General features: G+C 62.4%; 17 protein-coding genes. 5 read left to right on the top strand and 12 right to left on the bottom strand.

Going from position 1 to position 20999, the window contains the following annotated elements; translation table 11 throughout:
• Nucleotides 1–8 precede the first annotated feature (8 nt).
• A complete protein-coding gene (locus HMPREF1023_RS09265; protein WP_009305990.1) occupies nt 9–965 on the bottom strand; it encodes a LysR family transcriptional regulator in 957 nt (318 codons plus the stop codon).
• Nucleotides 966–1356: 391 nt separating this feature from the next.
• On the opposite strand from HMPREF1023_RS09265, the gene HMPREF1023_RS09260 reads away from it, so the two are divergent.
• Entirely contained in the window at nt 1357–1968 is a 612-nt protein-coding gene (locus tag HMPREF1023_RS09260; protein WP_009305989.1) for an NUDIX hydrolase, read from the top strand.
• On the opposite strand, the gene HMPREF1023_RS09255 is transcribed toward HMPREF1023_RS09260, so the two are convergent.
• Nucleotides 1965–3410, bottom strand: a complete 1446-nt coding sequence (locus HMPREF1023_RS09255) for a helix-turn-helix transcriptional regulator (RefSeq protein ID WP_009305988.1) — start codon at nt 3408–3410, stop codon at nt 1965–1967. The two genes, HMPREF1023_RS09260 and HMPREF1023_RS09255, sit on opposite strands and share 4 nt — an antisense overlap.
• Nucleotides 3411–3623: 213 nt before the next feature.
• Between HMPREF1023_RS09255 and HMPREF1023_RS09250 the strand changes: the two genes are divergently transcribed.
• The gene (locus HMPREF1023_RS09250) at nt 3624–5297 is read left to right on the top strand and encodes an FAD-dependent oxidoreductase (protein WP_009305987.1); all 1674 of its coding nucleotides are present in this window, start codon (nt 3624–3626) and stop codon (nt 5295–5297) included.
• Between the two features lie 47 nt (nt 5298–5344).
• Here HMPREF1023_RS09250 and HMPREF1023_RS09245 read toward each other — a convergent pair whose 3' ends face one another.
• From HMPREF1023_RS09245 to HMPREF1023_RS09220, 6 genes are all read right to left on the bottom strand, one after another.
• Nucleotides 5345–5878: a cysteine hydrolase family protein gene (locus HMPREF1023_RS09245; protein WP_009305986.1), complete on the bottom strand. Its 534-nt coding sequence runs from the start codon at nt 5876–5878 to the stop codon at nt 5345–5347.
• Nucleotides 5875–7152, bottom strand: coding sequence for an HD-GYP domain-containing protein (locus HMPREF1023_RS09240; RefSeq protein ID WP_009608177.1), 1278 nt, complete (start codon nt 7150–7152; stop codon nt 5875–5877). The genes HMPREF1023_RS09245 and HMPREF1023_RS09240 overlap by 4 nt, the downstream gene beginning before the upstream one ends.
• A gap of 83 nt (nt 7153–7235) precedes the next feature.
• A complete protein-coding gene (locus HMPREF1023_RS09235) occupies nt 7236–7796 on the bottom strand; it encodes an NAD(P)H-dependent oxidoreductase (RefSeq protein ID WP_009305984.1) in 561 nt (186 codons plus the stop codon).
• Nucleotides 7797–7809: 13 nt separating this feature from the next.
• The gene (locus tag HMPREF1023_RS09230) at nt 7810–8892 is read right to left on the bottom strand and encodes a C40 family peptidase (RefSeq protein WP_009305983.1); all 1083 of its coding nucleotides are present in this window, start codon (nt 8890–8892) and stop codon (nt 7810–7812) included.
• 199 nt (nt 8893–9091) lie between these two features.
• Nucleotides 9092–9769, bottom strand: a complete 678-nt coding sequence (locus HMPREF1023_RS09225) for a TetR/AcrR family transcriptional regulator (protein WP_009305982.1) — start codon at nt 9767–9769, stop codon at nt 9092–9094.
• Nucleotides 9770–9844: 75 nt separating this feature from the next.
• Nucleotides 9845–10807: a DUF5692 family protein gene (locus HMPREF1023_RS09220; protein WP_009305981.1), complete on the bottom strand. Its 963-nt coding sequence runs from the start codon at nt 10805–10807 to the stop codon at nt 9845–9847.
• Nucleotides 10808–11023: 216 nt separating this feature from the next.
• Between HMPREF1023_RS09220 and HMPREF1023_RS09215 the strand changes: the two genes are divergently transcribed.
• Nucleotides 11024–11995 (top strand): hypothetical protein, encoded by a 972-nt coding sequence (locus HMPREF1023_RS09215; protein ID WP_009305980.1) that lies wholly within the window; start codon nt 11024–11026, stop codon nt 11993–11995.
• Nucleotides 11996–12307: 312 nt separating this feature from the next.
• On the opposite strand, the gene HMPREF1023_RS09210 is transcribed toward HMPREF1023_RS09215, so the two are convergent.
• Nucleotides 12308–13924: an FAD-dependent oxidoreductase gene (locus tag HMPREF1023_RS09210; protein ID WP_009305979.1), complete on the bottom strand. Its 1617-nt coding sequence runs from the start codon at nt 13922–13924 to the stop codon at nt 12308–12310.
• Between the two features lie 267 nt (nt 13925–14191).
• Here HMPREF1023_RS09210 and HMPREF1023_RS09205 point away from each other — a divergent pair, with 267 nt between their 5' ends.
• Entirely contained in the window at nt 14192–15700 is a 1509-nt protein-coding gene (locus tag HMPREF1023_RS09205; protein WP_009305978.1) for a response regulator transcription factor, read from the top strand.
• Nucleotides 15701–15767: 67 nt separating this feature from the next.
• On the opposite strand, the gene HMPREF1023_RS09200 is transcribed toward HMPREF1023_RS09205, so the two are convergent.
• From HMPREF1023_RS09200 to HMPREF1023_RS09190, 3 genes are all read right to left on the bottom strand, one after another.
• The gene (locus HMPREF1023_RS09200; RefSeq protein WP_009305977.1) at nt 15768–16070 is read right to left on the bottom strand and encodes a YerC/YecD family TrpR-related protein; all 303 of its coding nucleotides are present in this window, start codon (nt 16068–16070) and stop codon (nt 15768–15770) included.
• A gap of 1 nt (nt 16071) precedes the next feature.
• Nucleotides 16072–17655 carry a citramalate synthase gene (cimA, locus tag HMPREF1023_RS09195; RefSeq protein WP_009305976.1) on the bottom strand — a complete coding sequence of 528 codons (1584 nt, stop codon included), beginning with the start codon at nt 17653–17655 and terminating at the stop codon, nt 16072–16074.
• Nucleotides 17656–17743: 88 nt separating this feature from the next.
• Entirely contained in the window at nt 17744–18667 is a 924-nt protein-coding gene (locus HMPREF1023_RS09190) for a branched-chain amino acid transaminase (protein ID WP_009305975.1), read from the bottom strand.
• 291 nt (nt 18668–18958) lie between these two features.
• On the opposite strand from HMPREF1023_RS09190, the gene HMPREF1023_RS09185 reads away from it, so the two are divergent.
• Nucleotides 18959–20347: a helix-turn-helix domain-containing protein gene (locus HMPREF1023_RS09185; protein ID WP_227101014.1), complete on the top strand. Its 1389-nt coding sequence runs from the start codon at nt 18959–18961 to the stop codon at nt 20345–20347.
• The last annotated feature ends 652 nt before the right edge of the window (nt 20348–20999 follow it).

The following is a 20999-nucleotide window of genomic DNA, read 5'->3' as shown; positions in this document are numbered from 1 at the left end:
AATGCCTGCTAATCCTTGAACGCCTCATTTGACAGAGAAGAAATCTTGGCCTCTTCGTAAAAGGCGAGCACGTGGCTTTTAAAACACTCGACCATATCGCTGTTGTCTTCGCTCCGAAAGACCAGATATCCCGTAGAGTAGATAGGAGGATTGAATCGGCCCATAACTTTCCCGTTCGCCTCATTCATCGCTTCAATGATCTGCGACCCGCGATTGAGGATGATCAAATCGTCCCTGTTGATCTTCGAAAGGAAAAAATCATCTACAGAGCGGCAATAACGAGGTTTTACATTTGCCTTTGCCCCATAAAGAGAGAACAGTTCTTCGTACATCGTTTGCAAATGAACGCTGTGGGTCCCCATACCGACCGGAACTGGAAGCTGGTAGCCTTCCAAATCGCACGGAGTCAGCGAATCACAATCGCGAAGCGGCGAATCCTTATCCATCCATATGATGAACTCTTCATCCAGCAATGGAACCAGCTGAAAATCCTCTTCCAAGCTAGGATCTGCAACCGCATTGCAATAATACCCGCAGTCGAGAACACCCTTCCTCAGCTCGTCAAGCGTATCTCCTCCATGCGTATCCTGCACGTCAACTATCGCCTGCGGATACTTCCCCTTAAACCCTATAACCGCATCCAACAATGCTATAACGAAACCTTCTCTGCGCTGCGGAGCCCATACCGTGATCACGGCATCTTCCCGACCCCTTTGCACCACGCCCCTCTCCTTGAAACCGTCGTAGAGGCACACGATCTCGGAGGCCACTTCCAAGAACTCACGACCCGCAAGCGTCAAGCGAGGACTGCCATCCCTTTCCACCAAAGAACATCCTAGGTCCCTTTCAAGCTTTATGATATGGCTGCTCAAAGTCGACTGCGCCATATTGAGCTCGCGAGAAGCCTTCGTAACGTTAAGCCCCTTCGATAGGAAAACGAACTCTTTTAGAATTTCAATGTCCATGACACTCCCCTTTGTCGCGGAACGATATGAAGCACAGTGTAGCATCCTTAAAATAACCGTTCGATGGTTGCCCCCCTCACCAACAGCCTCAAATGCTGAATAGATTCGACCGACGGTCGGCAATGAGGCTTCGCGCTCGGTCCCATTCTTTGAGCATCGCGAAAACGCCCGGATGGCAAGTTCAGCGACTTCCTCCCGAGAAGCTTTTCCTTTGGGCTTCTCAACCTCCACCAACGTCAGAAGAAGACGTATCCTCTTCCGACAACAACAGCAACTGGCAGTATCATGAAACGCAAGGCATGACGCGCGCTTGAGATGTGCGCTCGATCCGAACGCACGGCAGCCAGAACCATGCCGTAACACAACCGCACCCAAGAACAGGAGCTTTCCCATGCAAGCCGTTCCCCAGCTTTCCAACATCCGCCAGGTTTCCGACGGATGGATCAAGAAGTACGTGCTGGCCTACACTATGCCCGACGGCTCGACGTACGAGTACGAAAGCGCGTCGCGCAAGAGCCTCGAAGCCTACCGCGCCGAGCTGGAAGGCAATGCCGCAGGTCGGGCGTGCGCGGCCGACGCCGTGTGCATCGTGCCACAAACCGCGACGGGAGAGCTGCTGCTCATCCGCGAGTTTCGCTATCCGCTGAACAGCTGGTGCATCGCGTTCCCGGCCGGCCTCATGGAGCCGGGCGAGGACCTCGCAACCTGCGTCGACCGCGAACTCCGCGAGGAAACGGGCTACGCCCTGCGCGCCGATGCCGACGCGCCCGCGCTCGACCCGCTGCCGCAAGCGGGCTACTCGTCCACCGGTCTCACCGACGAAACCGTGCACGTCGTGTTCGCCCAGGTGGAGAAGGTGGCCGACGCGCAGCCTGAGCCGGCGGAGTTCATCGAGCCGTTCTTGCTGCCCATCGCCGACGTCCCCCGTTTCCTCGCGGAGAACGAAACCCCCATCGGCACCCGCGCCCAACTCGTGCTGGAAGCCTTCGCCCGCCGACGCTAGTCGGTCGTGATGCTCTGGGCTTCCTCGTCCAGCCCGAGAAGCAGCTCGGCTTGCGAGTGGACGTCCAGCTTGCCGTACAGGTTGCGCATGTGCGTCTTCACCGTGGACTGGCTCACCACCAGCTTCTCGGCGATGTAGGGCGCACGGTAGTTCTGCGCCAGCAGCACGAGTATCTCGCGCTCGCGCGGCGTCAGGTCGAAGCGGGCGGCGACGGCGGCGCAACGCTCTTCGAGCCCCGCGCGAACCGCTTCGGCCGCGGCGGCCTCGCCCGCTTCCCGCCGCGTCGCCTGCCGCTGCATGATCAAAAACGACAAAGCCCCTCCCGCCGCGAACGTCGCCAGCACGACCACCACCGTCAAGCTCGCGTACAGCGACGCGGACAGGGACGCATGAAGCCCGACGAACAAGGCCCTGATGGCTATCATGAAGGCGAACGAGCACAGCAAAGGCGTGGACGAGTTCCCCTTACGCGCGCCCTTCGGGAACAGAAACGGCGTCATCATGACGTAGAACAACGTCACCTTGTACGTGGAATCCACGATGAGCATGTGCAAGAACCACAGATCCCCCGAGGCCTGCGACGTGTAGAACGACACGAACGTCACGGGAAGCACGAACAGCTCGTACACCAGGATGAAGCTGCGGTTCCAAACGCGCTTCACGACGAGCAGGGCGATAAGCCCCGCAGCGACGATGCCGCACCCGATGGCCACCTGGATGAACGCCGCCATGACGGCATCGCCCTGCAACCCCATCCACGACGACTGCGACGTGACCATCGGGCCCCGGCACAGAAGCGGCAGCGCGACCAGGCTGACCGCGACGACGCGGTCTTTCAAAGTCGAGCAGGCGAAGCGGGGAAGCGGCTGATCGAGCTCGTCGTTCGCCCGACGTTTGCCCACCAGCGGCCGGTACAGCACGAACAGCCCGCCGGCCGCCACCGGCAACGCTCCCAGCAGCACGCGCGCCACCTCGCCCGAGAACAGCGCGAGAACCATGGTCAGCAGCCCGGACAGCAAGCAGGCGGCCGCGAATGCGCAGGCGGTGCGACGCGCGCCCAACGGCACGAGCCGCTCGCCCCAGAGGACCAGCAGCAGCCCCGTCGCCACCCGGTACAACACGAGCGCGGCCAGCGCCAAGCCGTCGTCGGCCAAGGGGGAATACAGAAGAAGCCAGGTAGCCGCCGCCGACAAGAGGGCGACCGTAACCCGCACCGCGCGAAGGTCGCTCACGCGCAGCGCGCCGCGCACCCGGTACAGAACGACGATGGCCAGCATCGCCGCAGCCTCGACGGCGTACGGAAGCGGCGCGAACATGGAAAAGCTCACGAACCGGGCGACGGGCATGCGCTGGACTTCCAGCACCATGAGCGCGCATGCCAACCCGACGACCGCCCAGCCGATTCCGGGCGTTCGCGCGAAAAGAGAACGAATCGAACCCATAAGACCCCTTCCTCCCTGCCTACGTTTATATCAGAAAACCAGGATGAGATGCCTCCCCGCCTGCAACTTCATACCGTTTGTAGGAGGAAAAACCCGCCCTCGCTTGGTAGCTTCGAACAAGCTTGGATGCAGGCCGAGGGCCGCCCATCCCTCCCATGCGGCGCAAAGCCCGCATCCAAGCGCGCACGAGCATCAAGGAAAGGAGAGGGAGCAATGGAACTGAATCGTCGAGACTTTCTGAAGGGGGCGCTCGCAACCGGCATCGTCGCCACGGGCGCAGGGCTTGCAGGCTGCGCGCCTGCCGCTTCCGACGCCAAAGTCGAAGAGGCGGCATCGAGCTTTCCCGAAGGGCTCCAGGCGAGCGACTTCGAGGAATCGCCCGTCATCGTCGAGCCCATCACCGACATCGCCGAAGAGAAGACGTTCGACGTCGTGGTGGTAGGCGCGGGAACGGGCGGCGTGCCCGCCGCGCTGAGCGCCCTCGAGGAGGGCGCGACCGTCGCCGTGCTGCAGAAGGAGTCGAAGCCCATCGCCCAGGGCGGCACCTGCTCGGGCGTGCTGCTCGACCAAAGCGACGAGCAGGGCGTGATGAACTACCTGCAAGGTTACCTCGAGGACTGCCGCTGGCGCGCCGACCGCAAGCTGGCAGAGACGTACTGCAAGTACTCGGGCGAGGCCATCCGCTGGACGCAGGTGCGCACGGCCGAAGCGGGCTTCCCGCCTTACACGGTGCGTCCCACGGCCGTGACCGAATACGAGGACGGCAGCAAATGCGCGCGCCGCAGCATCATGTTCGGCCCGAAGCCGTACAACAACGGCACGATGGTGGAGCATTTGGCCGAGCTGGCCGCCAGCAAGGGCGTGGAGTTCTTCTACTCGACGCCGGGCGTGCAGCTGGTCACCGACGAATCAGGAACCGTGACCGGCGTGATCGGCAAAAGCGGCAGCTCCTACATCAAGTTCAACGCCACGAAGGGCGTCATCCTGTCCACCGGCGACTACCAGAACAACCAGAGCCTCGTGGAGCGTTATTGCCCCGACGTGAAGGAGTTCGACCGCAAGCAGAGCAACAAGACCGGCGACGGCATCCTCATGTCCATGGCCGTGGGCGCCGGGTTCGTGCCCGTGGGCCACTCCCACATGATGCACGACTTCGACTCCGGCCCCATGTTCGACGAGCCGTTCCTGTTCGTGAACGAGGACGGCGAACGCTTCATGAACGAGGACTGCGTGTTCGAGGAAGTGAACTGCGTGCTGCGCAACCAGCCGAAACCGGGTTGGTATTCCCAGATCTTCGACGACGATTACGTCGAGCAGGTCACGGAGTGGGGCGGCAAGCCCACCGACAAGGAAAAGATCCAGGTGTACATGCCCGACGTGAAGATGGACCGCTCGGCCGAAAGCGGCGCGAACGTCATCGAAAGCCTCATCGGCACGTATTGCTGCGACACCTTGGACGAGCTTGCGGCGAAGCTGGAGATCCCCGCCGATGCGCTCAAGAAGTCCGTCGCGCGCTATAACGAGATGGTCGACGCCGGGTTCGATGCGGACTTCGGCAAGCAGGCGAAGTACCTCAAGAAGATCGAGAAGGCGCCGTTCTGGGGCATCCATAAGCACGTGCGCGTGTCCGCGCTGTGCGCCGGCGTCACCGTGAACGAGAACTACCAGGCGCTTCGCACGGACGGCGAAGTCATCCCGAACCTCTGGGTGACCGGGTTCAGCGCCGGCCAGCTGTGCGGCAGCCCCGACTGGTCGATGTACCAGGGCGGCATGTCGGCCGGGCACTGCATCATGACCGGGCGCATCTGCGGCATCCAGGCAGCCACCGGCGGCAAGCTGGAATCCAAGAGCCCCGTCACGGAAGCCGACGTGGAGGCGTTGGCGTAAACGAAAGTCCGACAGCTGTGGCGGCCCGACGGCCGCCGCAGCCTCGGTTAGCGGTTGGTCACTTGGACCTGCAGGCCCTCCAGCACGTCGAGGGCCTTCTCGTTGAGGGAGTCGTCGAACGAAGCGGTGCAGGCGGCGTCCACGATGACGGGCACCTCGGGGCAGGCCGCTTTCGCCAGCACGGCGTTCGAGATCACGCAGATGTTGGACACGAGGCCCACCAGCTCGATGCTCTTGAACGGCGGCTGCGCTGCGCGCAACCATTCGAACAAGTCTGCCGAACCGAACGAAGGCTTCTCGAACACCTCGTCCGTCGGACGGATGAGCTCGGCGATGCGCCCGTACAGCGCGTGTCCGGGCGCGCCCTCGATGCAGTGCTCCACCGGCAGGTTGCGCCCTTCCTGGGTTTCCAAATAGTCGCAACGATGCGTGTCGAACGTGAACGCGATCACGTCGGCCGCGCTGCGGTACTCTTCGATTTTCGCGGCTATGGGCTCCTCCAGAAGCTCGGCACCGGGAAAGCCCAGCGATCCGTCCACGAAATCGTTCTGATAGTCCACTACGATCAACAGGCGCTTCATGCGCTTCTCCCCTCGTTTTCAGCTTGCCACCTTTTCAGTTTTCCCAGCATCAGCGCATAAGCGCTCTGCACGCGCTCATACGCGGCAGCCACTGGCTGGCACGCTGCGGCGACCGACAACATGATGGCATCGTAGTCGCGCGTCATGGTCTCGACCACGATGCAATCGATCTTGCCGGTCTCGACGTGCCAGGCCAGCAGCTCGAGCACCTTCTCCTTAGGATACGCCTTCTTGTAGCTACGCGTGCCCACGAGCGCGCTCACGATGTCGGCCACGGCTATGATGCGGTCGGGCATGGACAATTCAGCCGCATGAAGACCGCGCGGATATCCCGATCCGTCGAGTTTCTCGTGATGGCGGGCAGCCGCCTGCAACAGCACGGGCTCTATGCAACCCTCGAGAATATCCTCGGTCAGCTCCACGTGCGTCCGCATGACCTTCATTTCCTCGTCATCGAGCTTCCCCGGCTTCTCCAAAATGGACAGCGGAATGCCGATTTTGCCCACATCGTGCACAAGCGCGCTCGTGTACACGCGAGCAGCCGCGCGCTGGTCGCCGATCAGGCGCAACGCCAACTCATAGGCAACCCATGCCGTGGTCACCGTGTGGGTGACGGTATGCCGGCTGCGAAAATCGATGACATGCACGAGCATGTCGAGGAACGAAGACGCCGAACCGGTACCGTCCGGATCGTCCACGATATGCGAGCGGTCAGGCTGTTTCACACCGCTCCTCAGACGAGCGAGCACGTCGAAACGCCGCTGCGCCTCGAAAAACAGGGCGACCGCCTCGGGCGAGAACGCGCCAGGTCGCGATGCAGCCAGCAGACGCTCTACCTCGACGACATCCGCTTGAGGACGCTCCAGCAGCAACACGTCCACCCGGTCGGCCACATGCACGGCCCCGGCCAGGAATTTTACGTACGGATCTTGGTCGGTGAACCGATCGTAAGGCAGGTGGTGGTACAGGATCACGTCCGCATAGGCGCCGAGCGGCGTAAGCTCTTTGAAGAACAGATATCCGTAAAACGAGTGCTCCCACACGCTTTCCGTTTCAAACGCCACCATACGGTCGATTTCCTCCGTGCGATAGGCGCCTACATCGTGCAGCAACGCCACGAGGTACGCTGCGCGGCGCTGCGTTGGATCGGTCACGCCCTTCGCTTCCAGCATGGCATCGAGCACCGCGGCCACCCGCAACCCGTGGTCGACAAGTCGAGGATCCACGCAGTTGAGAGCGCGCTGCACCATAATGGATACCGCGATGATGGACAAGCCGTCATCGAACCCCTCTGGATGCGAAAATCGGGACCGACGAGAAACCGTCGGTCCCCCTGCATAGGTTTTGCCGGACTCGCTCAATCGAGTTTCGCCATCTGGGCGCGAGCCTTGTCCATCTGCTCCTGGACGTCGATGCCCACGATGTCCAGCCCCTCGGCCGCCACGAAGCGGACTTCGGGAATGCCGAACATCTTGGCGATGCCAACGATGTACTCGTAACCGAAGTTTGCACCCTCTACGAAGCCGCCGCACGTGGTGATGTACGTGATGCGCTTCGCTTTGCAGATGCCCTCGCAGCGCGCGTCCTCGGTGTAATGGAACGTCAACTCGCACACGCTGACATGTTCAAGGTACGTTTTAAACGCAGCCGGAAACGAAAGATCCCAGTACGGCACACCGATGACGATGTCGTCGGCTTCCGCGAACTGGCGCGATAGGCTGAAAATGGGATCGTCCCACTCCCCTGCCCTCTGCTTCTCCGTACGGTACGCCACACGATCGGCGTCGAACGGCTTGAGATCGAGCGCCGCAACGTCAACCTCCACGACGTCGTCGAAGCGCTCCAGGTATTCGCGGCACAGCGCGAGCGTGCGCGATGCCTCGCCGCGCATGCACGCGTTCACAAACAGCGTGGTCACTTGGTTCTCCTTCTTATGCGAATCGGAGCGCATGCGTAAACCCGGCCCAGCTCAGCGGATCGGTATCGCGCACGCGCGCGCCAAACGTGGGGGCGTGAACGTAGTGCGTGCCCCCGGCATTGCAGGCGATGCCAGCATGTCCGTTGTACCCGTCGCCGTAGCTGATCCACAGCACATCGCCGGGTTGCGCTTCGGAGACCGGCAAACGCGCGGCGGCGGCATAGTACATCGACTCGGTCTGATGGGGCACCGAAATACCCACTTGAGCGTATGCCCACGTCACCAATCCGGAGCAGTCGAATTCGTTCGGACCGGCGGCACCCCACACGTAGGGGCAGCCGATGCGCGACAGCGCGTAGTCCACCACCGAGCCCTGGGACGGGATGGACGCGCTCGGCGTGCTGTAGGCGTACGTGCGCTTGACCTCGGCTGCCGCAGCGGCAGCTTCGGCAGCACGTGCCGCTTCCTGTTCCTGGACCAGCAGCGCCTGAGCCTCGGCGTCAAGCTGTTGCAGCGTGGCTTCCAGCGTTTGGATGGTCTGCTCTGCCTCAGCTTTGATGCGCGCCGCCTCTTCGGCTTTTTCGGCAGCGATACGCTCTTGCTTTTCGAGTTCGATCTTCGCCGCCTCCACCTCGGCGCGCAGGTCTTTCGTCTGCTGCACCATCGCGGCATCGTTGTCGTTGATATCGTTCAGCAAATCCCAGCTTGTGGCGAATTCCTCGAACGTCGTGGCTCCCAAGATGACGTCGAGCGCCGTGGTCTGGCCGCTGCGATACATACTGCGCGCCCGCTTGCTCAGCTTGTCCTGCAACTCGGCGATCTGGGCGTTCGCTTCGTCGATGCGCGCCTGGGCGTCGGCAACGGCTTGGACGGCCGCTTCGTGCTCGTCGAGCGCTTTGTAATAGTTCTCACCGGCGATGGTCAGCTGCTCCTGCATCTCGTTGATGCGAGCGCGAACGGAATCGGCCTCGGCGAACTTGTCTGCGGACGTGGGCTCGGCAAAAGCGAGCGTCGGCCGCAACAGCGTGGCCGCACCCAGGGCAGCCGCGCCAAATATAAACGTGCGGCGATCGAGGCCGCGCGTGAAATCAGTCATGCAAAACCTCCTCGAATCCGCCGCGTATGCCTCATGCTTGACTCTCATGCTCGTATTTTGACGATTCGGCACCGCAGCGAACAACGAATTCGCAACAACTATAGCACGACCGGGTAACGGTCACGCGATCTCCACGCGCTGAACGTAGTCGCAGATGAATACACGATTTTGGCGTCATCTAAAAGAACAGGGGGGGTGCCTAAACCGATGCGCTGTCCTGCCGCTTGGCCGAGACATCCAGCGCAAGCGGCTCCATGTCGAGGTGCAGCGTCTGCTCCACCACCTTCATGAGAGCCTCGTCGCTGATGTCGGGGTCGATCTTCACGAGGCCTACCAGCCCGAAGATCACCACGCAGAACATCTCGTATACGAATTCGATCTCGACCTGATGGTACTCGGCGTATTCGACCAGCACCCGACCGCTCAGGCAATCCACCGTCTCGCGCACCGCGCGCACGTCGAAGGCGTCGCGCACGCCCAGCTCCTCCAACACGCGAATCATGGGCCGAAGCCCGTTCGCGTCGTACAGTGCACGGCGAAACGCCGCGATGCACGACCGCAGCGACCCTGCCGTGTCGCCGAACACGCGCGACTCGTTCCACACGAGCACGCTTTCCACGAGGTCCTCCACATAATCGTCGATGACCGCATCGATGACGGCTTGCTTGTTCTCGAAGTAGTAGTACACCAGCTCGCGCGTGACGTTCGCCTCGGCGGCGATGTCCTTCACCGTGGTCTTCCCCACCCCGCGCCGTTCGAACAACGTGCGCGCCGCCAGCATGATCTCGCCCGCCGGGCCGCCGAGCCTCCTGCTTTCGACCGCAGAACGCTCGCGCCCCGGCGGGCGGATTCCCTGATTCTCTTTGTCGAGCCGCATCGCGCCCTCCTGCGTTCAGGCGCGCATGGACGCCGCGCGCAACGATTACGCTTGGCGTCCATTATACGGGGTTCTCTAGCGGTTTGCCTCTTCGAGCTCCTGATACGACTTCGTGTCGGCGTACAGCTCGTCCTTGAGCGGGTTCAACTTGAGCTTGCGGATCTTACGGAACTGGTACGCCGCCAACGCCACGTTCGACGCAAGCGCCAGGAAGCTGACCGCGAAGAACGCCGTAGGGTTGTGCGTGGTGGGAATGGGCGCCAGCACATCGGCGAACTGCGGAACGGTCATCACGAACATGATCCACAGCGCCAGCGTCTGCGCGCGATGCTGCAACCAGGCGCCCTTCTTGATGAAGAACGTGGGGATAGTGCACGCCAGCAGCAGCGCGAGGCCGGCGTAGGCCGAGTGGTCGGAGATGCAGTTGTACGTATAGGCGAAGTTCCACAGGTCGTAGGCGATGATCCACGCCCAGATCATGTCGGGCCAGATCATGTCCTTCGACGAATCCTTCGAGATGAAGATGCCGAACCAGCCGCAGATGGTGACGATGTTGAGGATACCGGCAATGCCGTTCATGATGTTCCAGGGACCCGACATAGTCCACAGGTTCTCGACCACGCCGCCTTGCCACAGGCCGAAGCTGAACACCTGAAAGTCGCGAACGACGGCCTCGGCGATGTTGACGGCCAGGATGAGCGGCGGAAAGCACAGCGCCCAGCGCTTCTCGTACAGGTGGTGCGTCGTGCCGTCCGCGCCGCGCCACTTCACGAAGCGCAGCGCCATGAAGCCCAAGCAGCCGGCAAGTGCCGAATATGTCTTCACCCAGTTGAACCACGTGCCCGTGCCGTACTCGTTGCCGGGAGCCGCCGTGATGGGCCACACGAAGACGGTCAGCACGATGGGAACAACCGCGAACAGCGCGATGCCTGCCCACAGCGACGTGCGTCCCAACTCGTTGAACGCCATAAGCGCGAACAAAATGAACAGCCAAATGACCCAGTACAGCGGGTCGGCCGCTTGGTACAGAATACCCATGATGAAGCCCCCTTCGCTCCCTCGTTTCCCGCCGTTGCCTGGCGGCAGTTCGGACACATGGCCCTCGTCCCATCGACGACGCACAGCGCCTTGAAGCGAGTATACGAAGCTCGGGCGTGGAAGTCTTTCACATCAAGAGGTCGTTTGTGAAAGAAGCGGCACCACCCCCGATGATAGACTGACAATAATAGCGCTACCTGGGGAAAGGGGTTTCTCATGACCGTGCCCGTCTGGATCACTCCCATATCGATGGTCGTGTACACCGTGCTGCTCATGCTGCTGACCGAGTTCATGCGACGGCACTATCGAACGTCCATGTGGGTGTGGGTGGTGTCGCTCGTCACCATTCCGCTATGGATCATCAACATCCCCGGAGACGATTGGTTCCGGTGGGCGAAAAACCTCTCCGTCATCCTGCCGCTCATCTTCGCAGGTCTGGGCCGCATCGCCGCCGTGCAGCAGAAGGACACGCCGTTCTGGCGGCTCATGCGTAAACGCTGGGTGCGCTGGACGCTGTACGGCATCGTGTTCTGCAACATTGCCGAGGCCACGCTGCGCGACATGCAGATGGGCAACATGATGAACGCGCTGGCCGGCTTCATCCTGTGCGTCACCATGCCGTTCGGCGACAAGTACTGGAAGTACGACACGTCCAGCCACGGCGAGATCCTGTCCTACACTGTCCCCATGTGGAACTTCCTGTACACCACGTGGAACGCGTGCTTCGTGTACGCCGAAGGACACGAGTTCTTCGCGTCCACCTGCTGCATCCTGGCTGCGGCCGAGCTGTACCCCATCATCATGCGCCGTCCCGAGCTGTACATCACCGGGCGCATCTACACGCTGGGCGCGCACCTCTTGCTGCGCAGCTGCTTCCCGCTGCTGTTCCCCACCATCATGAACTCGGCTGCATGGTTCAGCCCCGACGTGATGTACTGGTGGGGCATGGCGAACGGCATCATCGGCATCCCGTTCGTGTTCTGGTACTGCTACCAGCTGAGCTCGGGGAAGGCGCCCGTGACGTTTAGGCGCGGCAAGGCGCGCACAGCCTACATCGAGGGCCGTGCGAACGGGACGATCGACGAGTACGGCGATCCCGTGGCGCTGCCGGCGAGCGGGTCGAGCGACGGAAGCGCCGCGAAACCGCCCGCAAGGCCGGACGAGGACGCGGCGCCCGTCGCCGGGTGACGCGAGCCATTCCGCGCGCCGCAAGGTTCCATGTCATGGACGCAAAACGGCACCCATGACAATCCGACGCAGCAATCCCATGTCGTGGGCGCAAACGGGCACCCATGACAATCCGGGAGGGCGAAACGGCAGCCGCCCTCGCAGAGCAACTAGAGAAACCCCAGGTGACAGAAAATCCTTCCGCCGCCTGGGGCTCTTTTCTGCTCGCATAATTGTCATGGGTGCCCGTTTGCGCCCAGACGCAGAATTCCGAAGCCGGGACGACGGCGAGGAGGGAGAGATTCCGCGCCCCAGCTTCGGAAAAGAGTGGATTTACGCCTTCAGGAACTCCGCAACGTTGTTCGCAGCCTCGCGGCCCGAGTTCACCTGGTTGCCGAACGCGGTGCCGGGCATGTTGATGGTGTACACGTGGCGGTACAACATGTTGCCGTCGTTGCCGATGGCGTACAGGCCGGGAATGGGCTTCGAGTCGACGTCCAGCACGCGGCGCTGCTTGTCGGTGGCGATGCCTCCCACCTCGAAGAAGAAGCTGTATCCCAGCTTGGCCAGGTAGAACGGCCCGTTCTCGATGGCGACCATCTTCTCGGCCGGCTTGCCGAAGTCGTCGTCGTTGCCCTTCTTCGCCAGCTCGTTGTAGCGCTCGACCGTCTTCGCCAGGGCGTCGGCATCGAGGCCGCACGCATCGGCCAACCCCTTGATGCTGTCGGCCTTGAACAGCGTCTCGGTCTTGTCGCCGGCCACCGCGTCCTCGAACATGGCGCGGCCATCGTCGGTGGTGCCGAAGAACGTGTCGAAGATGCCCTGGTCGAACACCGCGTAGTTCGCCAAGTTGCCCTTGCCGGGAATGCACTGCAGCACGAGGTTGTCGTCGGTGAGGTTCTCGCGCGTGTAGCGGTCGCCGTCCTCGTTCACCCACAGCACGGGCCCGCCCGCCGCGATGCCGAAGTAGCCGTTCACAGGGTTGAGCGCGTCCTTGTGGAAGTCGATGGGCGGCAGCGCGGGGATGTTGTACAGGATGCTCTGCGCGGAGTCGTTCATGAAGTCCTTCGCGCCCACCTCCAGCGCCATGCGGTACGCGTCGCCCGCCGCGTTGGACGAACCCACCACGAACAGGTTCTCGATGTCCCAGCCCTGCTGTTTGATGAGCTCGGGATTGCCGCCGAAGCCGCCGGTGGCGAACACGACCGCCTTGCAGTTGTACTGCACCACGCCATCGTCGCCTTCCGCATACGCGCCCACGATGGCGCCGTCCTGCTGGATGAGCGACGTGGCCGCCGTGTTGAGGTGCACCTCGATGCCCAGCTCGTCCACGCGCTTGATCATGGGGTCGACGTAGCCGATCTTGCACTTGCCGTCCTTGAACCAGTGGAACGTGGGGTACAGGCCGCCGTTGTACTCGTCGATGACGCCGCTGTACATGACGCCCTGCTCCAGGCACCACTCGATGTTCTCGGCCGACTTCGTGCAGAGGTCCATCCACAGCGCGCCGTTCTGACGATGCTGGCCGCGTTCGAGCTCGGCTTCGATGATCTCGGACGGCGTCACGTGGATGCCCTGCTCCTCGGCCATCTTCGACTCGATGGCGAACATGCCCTCGACGAAGCTGGCGTTGCCGCCCAGCTCGGAGCCTTTCTCGATGAGGATGAAGTTCGTCTTGTTGAGCGCCGCCTGCACCGCGCAGGCCAGGCCGCTGCCGCCGCCGCCCACGATGAGCAGATCGGTGTCGTAGGTCTTGTCCACCTTGTCGTAGGTCTTCGGGCCGGATGCCGCATCCGCCTTCGCGTTGGACGTGTCGGCCTTCTCCTGGGACGGCGCGCATCCCGCCAAACCGCCGAGCGCCGCGATGGCGCCCACCCCGGCCACGCCCGTCAGAAACGAACGGCGCGACATATCGATCCGCACGCCCTCGCCCGCAGTGTTCTTGAACATATCGAACTCCCTTCCTTGATGATTCGTCCCTTCGCCGCCTTGTTCCCTCGCATCGAGCGGCGCGGATCAGCCCCCCTTGCGCTATGCTGTGTTGCCTACGCTCGCAAGCGATCCGTCAAGGGCCAGTGTGCGAGCGAAACGACGCGAACGCCACCCCGTCAGCGGGGGAAGCGGCTCGAAACGACGGTTTCCCCCGGCTCGGGGGAGGACGGATGTTCTACCGAAGCGTACCGTGAGACGCGCTTGATCAAGGGGAGGGACTCGGTCATGAATCACCATGCGCTCATCAACGAACAGCGCGAGCGCTCGCTCGTGCTGCATCGGCTTGCGGAAAGCATCGCGGCGAGGCCGTTCTTGCTGGCGGCGCTCACGCTGTACTGGACGTGGGTAAACATGGCCTTCCAGGGGCCGTTGTTCTTCCCCTCCGTCGCTTTGGAGTCCGGGCTGCTGTTCCCCTCGTGGATCGGGCCGGTCGGCGTGAGTGCCGTCGCGTACTTCACGCTGGGCGCGTGGTTCAAGCGAACGAACGTCGTGTTCCGGCAACGCTGGTACATCGGCGCCATCGCGGCCGTCATGGCGTGCGGGGCGCTGCTGTCGTACCTGTGGATCGAGCTGTGCGACGCCTCGCTCGCGCAGGCGACGGGCGCCGCGCTGTACGCGCTGGGATCGCTCGGCATCGGACTGGGCACGGCGTGCCTGCTCATCGAATGGGGGCGCGTGTTCGGCTACCTGGGGCCGCGCGAGGTGCTGTTCCACGGCATCGTGGCCATGCTGCTTTCGGCGTTGCTCATCTGCCTGCTGTCGTTTCTGCCGCTTGCGTTCGGGCAGGTGCTGTTCGTTGCGATCCCGGTGCCGCTCTCCGTCTGCTGGTATCGGGCCATGCGCAGCTTCCCGCGCAAAACGCTGTTCGACCACGGCATGAACGCCACCCTGAGAACCCCGTACAAGTTCCTGGTCACGGCGCTGCTGCACGGCCTCGCGCTGGGCGTGCTGCTGGGCAGCGCCGTGGTGCAGGCGGACGGGTCGAACACCGTGCTGCTGAACGCGCTGAGTTTCGTCGTGGCCGCCTTGCTGCTGTTGCTGACAGCCGTGTTCGTGAAGATGGACTTCAACCACCTGATCTACCAGGTGGGATTCGGCATCATGGCAACCGGCGCGCTGTTCATCGCGCTGTTTGGCGCCATCCCGGCGCTTGGGCAGTCGGTGCAGTTCGTCGGGTTCTGCTACGTGCACCTCATCATGTGGGGCCTGTGCGCTTACCTGACCAAGACGTTCAACCTGCCCGCCACCTGGGTGGTGGCGCTGCCCACAGGCTGCCTCATGCTGGGACAGCTGATCGGAGGATCGACCGCGAGCATACTCGTCCAACAAGAGCAGGCCGGCTACTGGATGCAGGTGATGGCGACGGTGGTCTCGTTCGTGCTGTTGATGGCAGCGCTGCTGATGATGAGCAACCTCAACCTGACCACCGGCTGGGGCATCGCGCAACCGGGCGGAACCGCGCGTTCGGACGATAGCCTGGATGCCGCCGTGCAGGTGATCGTGGTCGAGAGCGGCATCACGCCGCGTGAAGCGGACACGCTCGCGCTGCTGGCGCGCGGTCGCAACCGCAAACACATCAGCGAGGAGCTGGTGGTGTCGGAGGAGACGGTGAAAAGCCACACGTCGAGCATCTACCACAAGCTGGGCGTGCACACCCAGCAAGAACTGCTCGACCTGGTGGAAGCCCGAGCCGCCCTGCTGCGCGAAGCCGAGCAGGAGACGCCGTTCGCGTAAGAAACCAGAGGAGCCCGCCGTCCCGTATGCAGCCGCAGCGGAGCTCTTCGGGCTGCGAACCGATGCGCTAGCGGCGCTTCTTCTCGGCGTCGTCCAGGACGTTCAGAGCGGCGTTGTAGCCGCCGGCACCGTAGCTCAGGCACTTCGACACGCGGGCAATGGTGGTGGCCGACGCGCCGGTGGCCTCTTCGATGGCGGAGTAGGACTTGCCGGCATCCAACTGGCGCGCAACGGCCAGGCGCTGGGACGTTTCCTTGATCTCGCGAATGGTGAACAAGTCCTCCAGCAGGGAGAAGATCACGTCTTCGTCGTCGAGCGCCGCGAACACGCGCAGGAGGTCTTCGACTTCGGGCGTTCTGAGATCGCTCATGCTACTCCCCAATCCGCATCAGGCCGTACTCGATGGAGTCGACCAGCGCATTCCATGATGCTTCGATGATGTTCTCCGACACGCCCACCGTGCCCCAGCTGCCGCGCTTGTCACGCGTGGTGATGACGACTCGCGTGATGGCGTCGGTGCCCACGTTCTCGTCGAGGATGCGCACCTTGTAGTCCACCAGTTCGATGTCGGCCACCTCAGGATAGAACGCCACGATGGCCATGCGCAGCGCGTTGTCCAGCGCGCCGACAGGACCCGCGCCCTCGCCCGTGGCCACGAAGCGCTGGTCGCCCACGTGGATCTTGATGGTGGCTTCCGACATGGCGTCCTTCGCCAGCGCGCCGGTGTCCTCGTGGTCGTCCACGATGACGCGGAAGCTCTCCAGCGTGAAGTGCGGCCGGTACGCGCCGAGATGCCATTGCAGCAGCAGCGCAAGCGACCCGTCGGCCACCTCGTAGGAGTAGCCCACCGCTTCGCGGCGCTTGATGTCGTCCAGGATCTCCTGCGTCTTGTCGGGGTGCTGGGCCAGATCGATGCCCAAGTTCTTCGCCTTCGCGATGAGCGATGCCTTGCCGGCCAGCTCGCTGACCAGCATGCGCTGCGTGTTGCCCACCGCCTCGGGACGCGTGTGCTCGTAGGCCTCGGGGAAGCGCGCGATGGCGCTGGCGTGCAGGCCGCCCTTGTGCGCGAACGCCGACGCGCCCGTGTAGGGATGATGGTTCGGCACCGACAGGTTGCACGTTTCGGCCACGAACTGCGCCACGCTGGTCAGGTCGCGCAGCCGCTCCTCGCCCACGCACGTGCAGCCCATCTTCAGCTCGAGGTCGGCGATGACGGTGAGCAGGTCGGTATTGCCCACGCGTTCGCCGAACCCGTTCACCGTGCCCTGCACCTGGGTTGCGCCGGCGCGCACAGCGGCAAGCGAGTTCGCCACAGCGCAGCCCGAATCGTTGTGGCAATGGATGCCCAGCTGCTGGCCGGGCAGCTCGCGCGCGACCGCGGCCACGACGGCATCCACCTCGTGAGGCAGCGCGCCGCCGTTCGTCTCGCATAGGTCGATGGAGTCGGCGCCCGCCTCGCTTGCCGCGCGCACGCAGGCCATCGCGTAGTCGGCGTTCGCCTTGTAGCCGTCGAAGAAGTGTTCGGCGTCGAACACCACCGTGAGACCCTGCGCCTTGAGGTAGGCCACGGAATCGCGGATCATGCGCAGGTTCTCGTCGAGCGTGGTCAGCAGCGCGCGCGTGACCTGCTCGTCCCACGTTTTGCCCACGATGGTGACCACCGGGGCGCCGCTGGCCACGAGGTCGGCCAGCCCGCGGTCGTCCTCGGCGGCGACGTCCTTCTTGCACGTTGAGCCGAACGCCGCGATGCGCGCATGCTTAAGCGGCATCTCCTGCACGCGCTGGAAGAACGCGATGTCTTTCGGGTTCGATGCCGGAAACCCGCCCTCGATGAAATCGACGCCGAACGCGTCCAAGCGCTCGACAATGCGCAGCTTGTCCTCAAGCGACAACGTGATGCCCTCGCACTGCTCTCCGTCTCGCAGCGTGCTGTCATACGTGAGGATTCGATTCACAGAGGCGCTCCTTCGCTCAAAAAGCGAAGCCCTCCGGCCGGCCGCAAGCAGCGGACGGTGGGGGCTTCGCGACATACCAACCTATGACTTAGATCTCAGTCAGCCATTCCGAGTACTCTTCGATGTTGCCATAGCACACGGCGAAGAAACGATCCTGCAGCAAGCGAGTGATCTCGCCCGGCTTGCCCACCACACGGCCGTCGACGCTGCCGATGGGCGTGAGCTCGGCGGCGGAGCCGGTCATGAACACCTCGTCGGCGATGTAGAGGTCGCTGCGCGTGAGGCTTTCCTCGATGGCGGGGATCTCCAGGTCGTCGGCCAGGCACAGCACCGTGTCGCGCGTGATGCCCTCCAGCAGTCCGTCGGACAGCGGCGGCGTGGACAAGATGCCGTCGCGCACGACGAAGAGGTTCTCGCCGGTGCCCTCGCACACGAGCCCCGCCTCGTTCAGCATGATGGCCTCAACATAGCCGTGCTCTTTCGCCTCGAGCTTAGCCAGGATAGAGTTCATGTAGGAAGCGGTGGCTTTAACCGCAGGCGGAATGGAGTTGTTCGTACGCTGGCGCCACGACGACACGCCCACGGCCACGCCGTTGTCGAGCGCACCGTCTCCCAGGTAGGTGTCCCACGGCCACACGGCGATAGCCACGTCGGTGGGGGCGCCGGTGGGATCGACGCCCATCACGCCGTAGCCGCGGTACACGATCGGACGGATGTAGCACGACGGCAGGTTGTTCTTGCGGATAAGCTCGATCGTCGCGTCGCACAGTTCGTCCACCGAGTACGGCAGGTCGATCAGAGAGATCTTGCAGCTGCGATGCAGGCGCTCCATATGGTCGCGCAGACGGAAGACGTAGCTCTTCTTCGTCTCGGGATTCTGGTAGCAGCGGATGCCCTCGAACACGCCGGAGCCGTAATGCAGCGAGTGGGACAAGACATGCGTGGTAGCCTCGGCCCAGGGGATCATCTCCCCGTTCTTCCAGATGTAATCCACTTCGGTGATGTCTGCCATGTTCGCATCCCTTCTTGCATGGCGCCCGGCCCCAGCCTGACGTGCGGGTTCGTTCCTTATTCGTTCGCCCATTGTACTCCAATCGGCTAAAGCGCGCGAAGCTTTCCGGCGAAGGGTCACCGATTCGACGAAAGGAGCAAATCCTTCGGGACAAAACCGCGCAAGTGTTCCATACGACCGTCAGGCACCTCCAGAAAATGTTCCGATTAAGGAATATTTTTTCTACAGCATCTGAGAATTATTTATTCTTTGTTTGGTATAATTTTAGGAAATGAACGGATGGGAGGAGTCATGTACACGACCAAGGAAGCGGCGCAGCGTTTGGGCATCAGTATGAGACGCGTGAACGCGCTTGTAGCGTCTGGAGATCTCGAGGCCCAGCGATTCGGACGATCTTGGATGCTTGACGAGCGCTCCGTCCACGAGCGAGCCGAGCGGGGCAGAACCGCAGGCCGCCCGAAGATGAACGAGAAGAACGAGCGCAACCTCGCCCCGTTCACGCTGATGAATCGCAACCATCCGGTGCTCGATTTCGTGTACAACCGACGCACGCGCGAAACGGCCGATATCGTGCCGCGCGAAGGAATCGCCTGGAAGCCATTAGGCATCGGCCTTCGAGAGCGAACGCCGAACCGATACGATTTAGCTGCATGGATCGCCTCACGCTCCATTCCCGATATGCGTCCGAACCTCGCCCCCGTGTTGCGCGAGCTGGCAGCCCGACATGGCATCGACCTCATGTTCGATTCCTGGGGACTCAATCTGTCCGATCAGTATTGGTTCAAGCCCGTTGATATCGACGTGGACTGGCATGACGTCAATTACTTCGAAAACGGTTACGAAGAAGCGCTGGGCGAAACCTTGCTCGGCGGCTCTGCCCCTGCAGGAACCTCGACCGCCCGCATAACCCACTCGCCCGACACCGCCACGCCTGGCATGCTGTCGAAGACATGGATTCACCGCGACGGAACGAACCTCCTGGTGAAAAGCGGAACGGGCAACGAGAACCGCGAGCCGTACAACGAGCTGTTGGCAACCAAGCTGCTCGCACGGCTCCTGGACGATGAAGACTTCGTTGCATACTCGCTGACCGAGCGGCACGGGCGCGCCTATTCGACGTGCCCAACCTTCATAACGTCCGAAACCGAGCTCATCCCCGCAGCCGATGTGCTTACCGCCTCCGGAGTGACGGAGGGGCGCGACCTCTATCGCGGATACCTTGAAGCCGGGCAAGCGCTGGGCGTGTCGAACCTCGGACGCGCCGTGAGCAAGATGATCGTTGCCGACCATCTTATGGCGAACTTCGACCGCCATACGCACAACTTCGGCTTGATGCGCGAGGTGGAGACCCTCGATCGGTATCGGGTGGCACCCCTGTTCGACAACGGATGCGGGTTTTACAGCCGCGCGACCACGGACGAGCTGGAGCATGGGCGCTACTTGTGGGAGGCCCATCCGTTTCGCCCCTATCCTTCTCAGCAGCTGGCGCTCGTGGAGGACCTGTCGTGGTACGATTCGTCCTCACTCGACGGGTTCCTCGATGACATAGCTGACGTGTTGAGTCTCAACGCCCAGCTTGACGAGCGCTTCATCGAAGCCGTCCAACGTCAGACCGCCAAGCAGATAGAAACGGTGAACGATCTGGCCGCAGAACGCCGGCTGCTGTTTCCCGGACGATAACGCTTCCGCAAGGAGATCGGAACCATGAGGCGAAGCCCAGGATGCGGATGCATGGTCGGAACCTGCAAGCCCGCTTCGACGCCCTTGCAGGTTCCGATCGTAAGATTATCGCGGAATAGGCCTACGTCTTGCTCATGGCATCTTCGACGGCGATAATCGCCTTACTGGTAGTGGCCCGAAACCACATCGAATCGATCACGCAACAGATATGCGCGAAGCCATGTTCGAAGGCTAACCCACGGGATTTCCGAAATCCCGCACTACTAGAGATGAGCCAGCGATATGCGATAACGCAGACAAAGAGCCAGCTGTTCCTGAATTTCACACACCTGCGAACGACAAATGCAATCGGCTACCAACGGTTCGACCTTGAAAAATCTGGCACAAATTTACGGGTTGGGCAGAAGCGATTGGGGAAATTGGGCGGAGACGTTTTCGCGACCAGGCGTTTTGCTATTGCTTGCGATTCACGGCCTTACTCTTGCTGCAAAATCTGTGCCATACCCGTAAATTCGTGCCAGAATCGAGGAGGCAGACCGACGACCTCGCGCCAAAAACGGCGACCTCGACGAACACTCCGTCGGGGCCGCCGCTGGAACGGGTGCTGGCTACGCCGCCGCTCCGCCGCCGAAGCCGCTACCCGCGCCGCCTC

The sequence above is a fragment of the Eggerthella sp. 1_3_56FAA genome, assembly GCF_000185625.1.
GTDB classification, from domain to species: domain Bacteria; phylum Actinomycetota; class Coriobacteriia; order Coriobacteriales; family Eggerthellaceae; genus Eggerthella; species Eggerthella lenta.
Note: the sequence above shows the minus strand (reverse complement) of the source record. Positions and strands in the feature narration are given on the sequence as shown.

Coding starts and splice junctions, on each gene's coding strand:
- HMPREF1023_RS09265 (WP_009305990.1), bottom strand. CDS start 965: ATGGACATTGAAATTCTAAAAGAGTTCGTTTTCCTATCGAAGGGGCTT.
- HMPREF1023_RS09260 (WP_009305989.1), top strand. CDS start 1,357: ATGCAAGCCGTTCCCCAGCTTTCCAACATCCGCCAGGTTTCCGACGGA.
- HMPREF1023_RS09255 (WP_009305988.1), bottom strand. CDS start 3,410: ATGGGTTCGATTCGTTCTCTTTTCGCGCGAACGCCCGGAATCGGCTGG.
- HMPREF1023_RS09250 (WP_009305987.1), top strand. CDS start 3,624: ATGGAACTGAATCGTCGAGACTTTCTGAAGGGGGCGCTCGCAACCGGC.
- HMPREF1023_RS09245 (WP_009305986.1), bottom strand. CDS start 5,878: ATGAAGCGCCTGTTGATCGTAGTGGACTATCAGAACGATTTCGTGGAC.
- HMPREF1023_RS09230 (WP_009305983.1), bottom strand. CDS start 8,892: ATGACTGATTTCACGCGCGGCCTCGATCGCCGCACGTTTATATTTGGC.
- HMPREF1023_RS09225 (WP_009305982.1), bottom strand. CDS start 9,769: ATGCGGCTCGACAAAGAGAATCAGGGAATCCGCCCGCCGGGGCGCGAG.
- HMPREF1023_RS09220 (WP_009305981.1), bottom strand. CDS start 10,807: ATGGGTATTCTGTACCAAGCGGCCGACCCGCTGTACTGGGTCATTTGG.
- HMPREF1023_RS09215 (WP_009305980.1), top strand. CDS start 11,024: ATGACCGTGCCCGTCTGGATCACTCCCATATCGATGGTCGTGTACACC.
- HMPREF1023_RS09210 (WP_009305979.1), bottom strand. CDS start 13,924: ATGTTCAAGAACACTGCGGGCGAGGGCGTGCGGATCGATATGTCGCGC.
- HMPREF1023_RS09205 (WP_009305978.1), top strand. CDS start 14,192: ATGAATCACCATGCGCTCATCAACGAACAGCGCGAGCGCTCGCTCGTG.
- HMPREF1023_RS09200 (WP_009305977.1), bottom strand. CDS start 16,070: ATGAGCGATCTCAGAACGCCCGAAGTCGAAGACCTCCTGCGCGTGTTC.
- HMPREF1023_RS09190 (WP_009305975.1), bottom strand. CDS start 18,667: ATGGCAGACATCACCGAAGTGGATTACATCTGGAAGAACGGGGAGATG.
- HMPREF1023_RS09185 (WP_227101014.1), top strand. CDS start 18,959: ATGTACACGACCAAGGAAGCGGCGCAGCGTTTGGGCATCAGTATGAGA.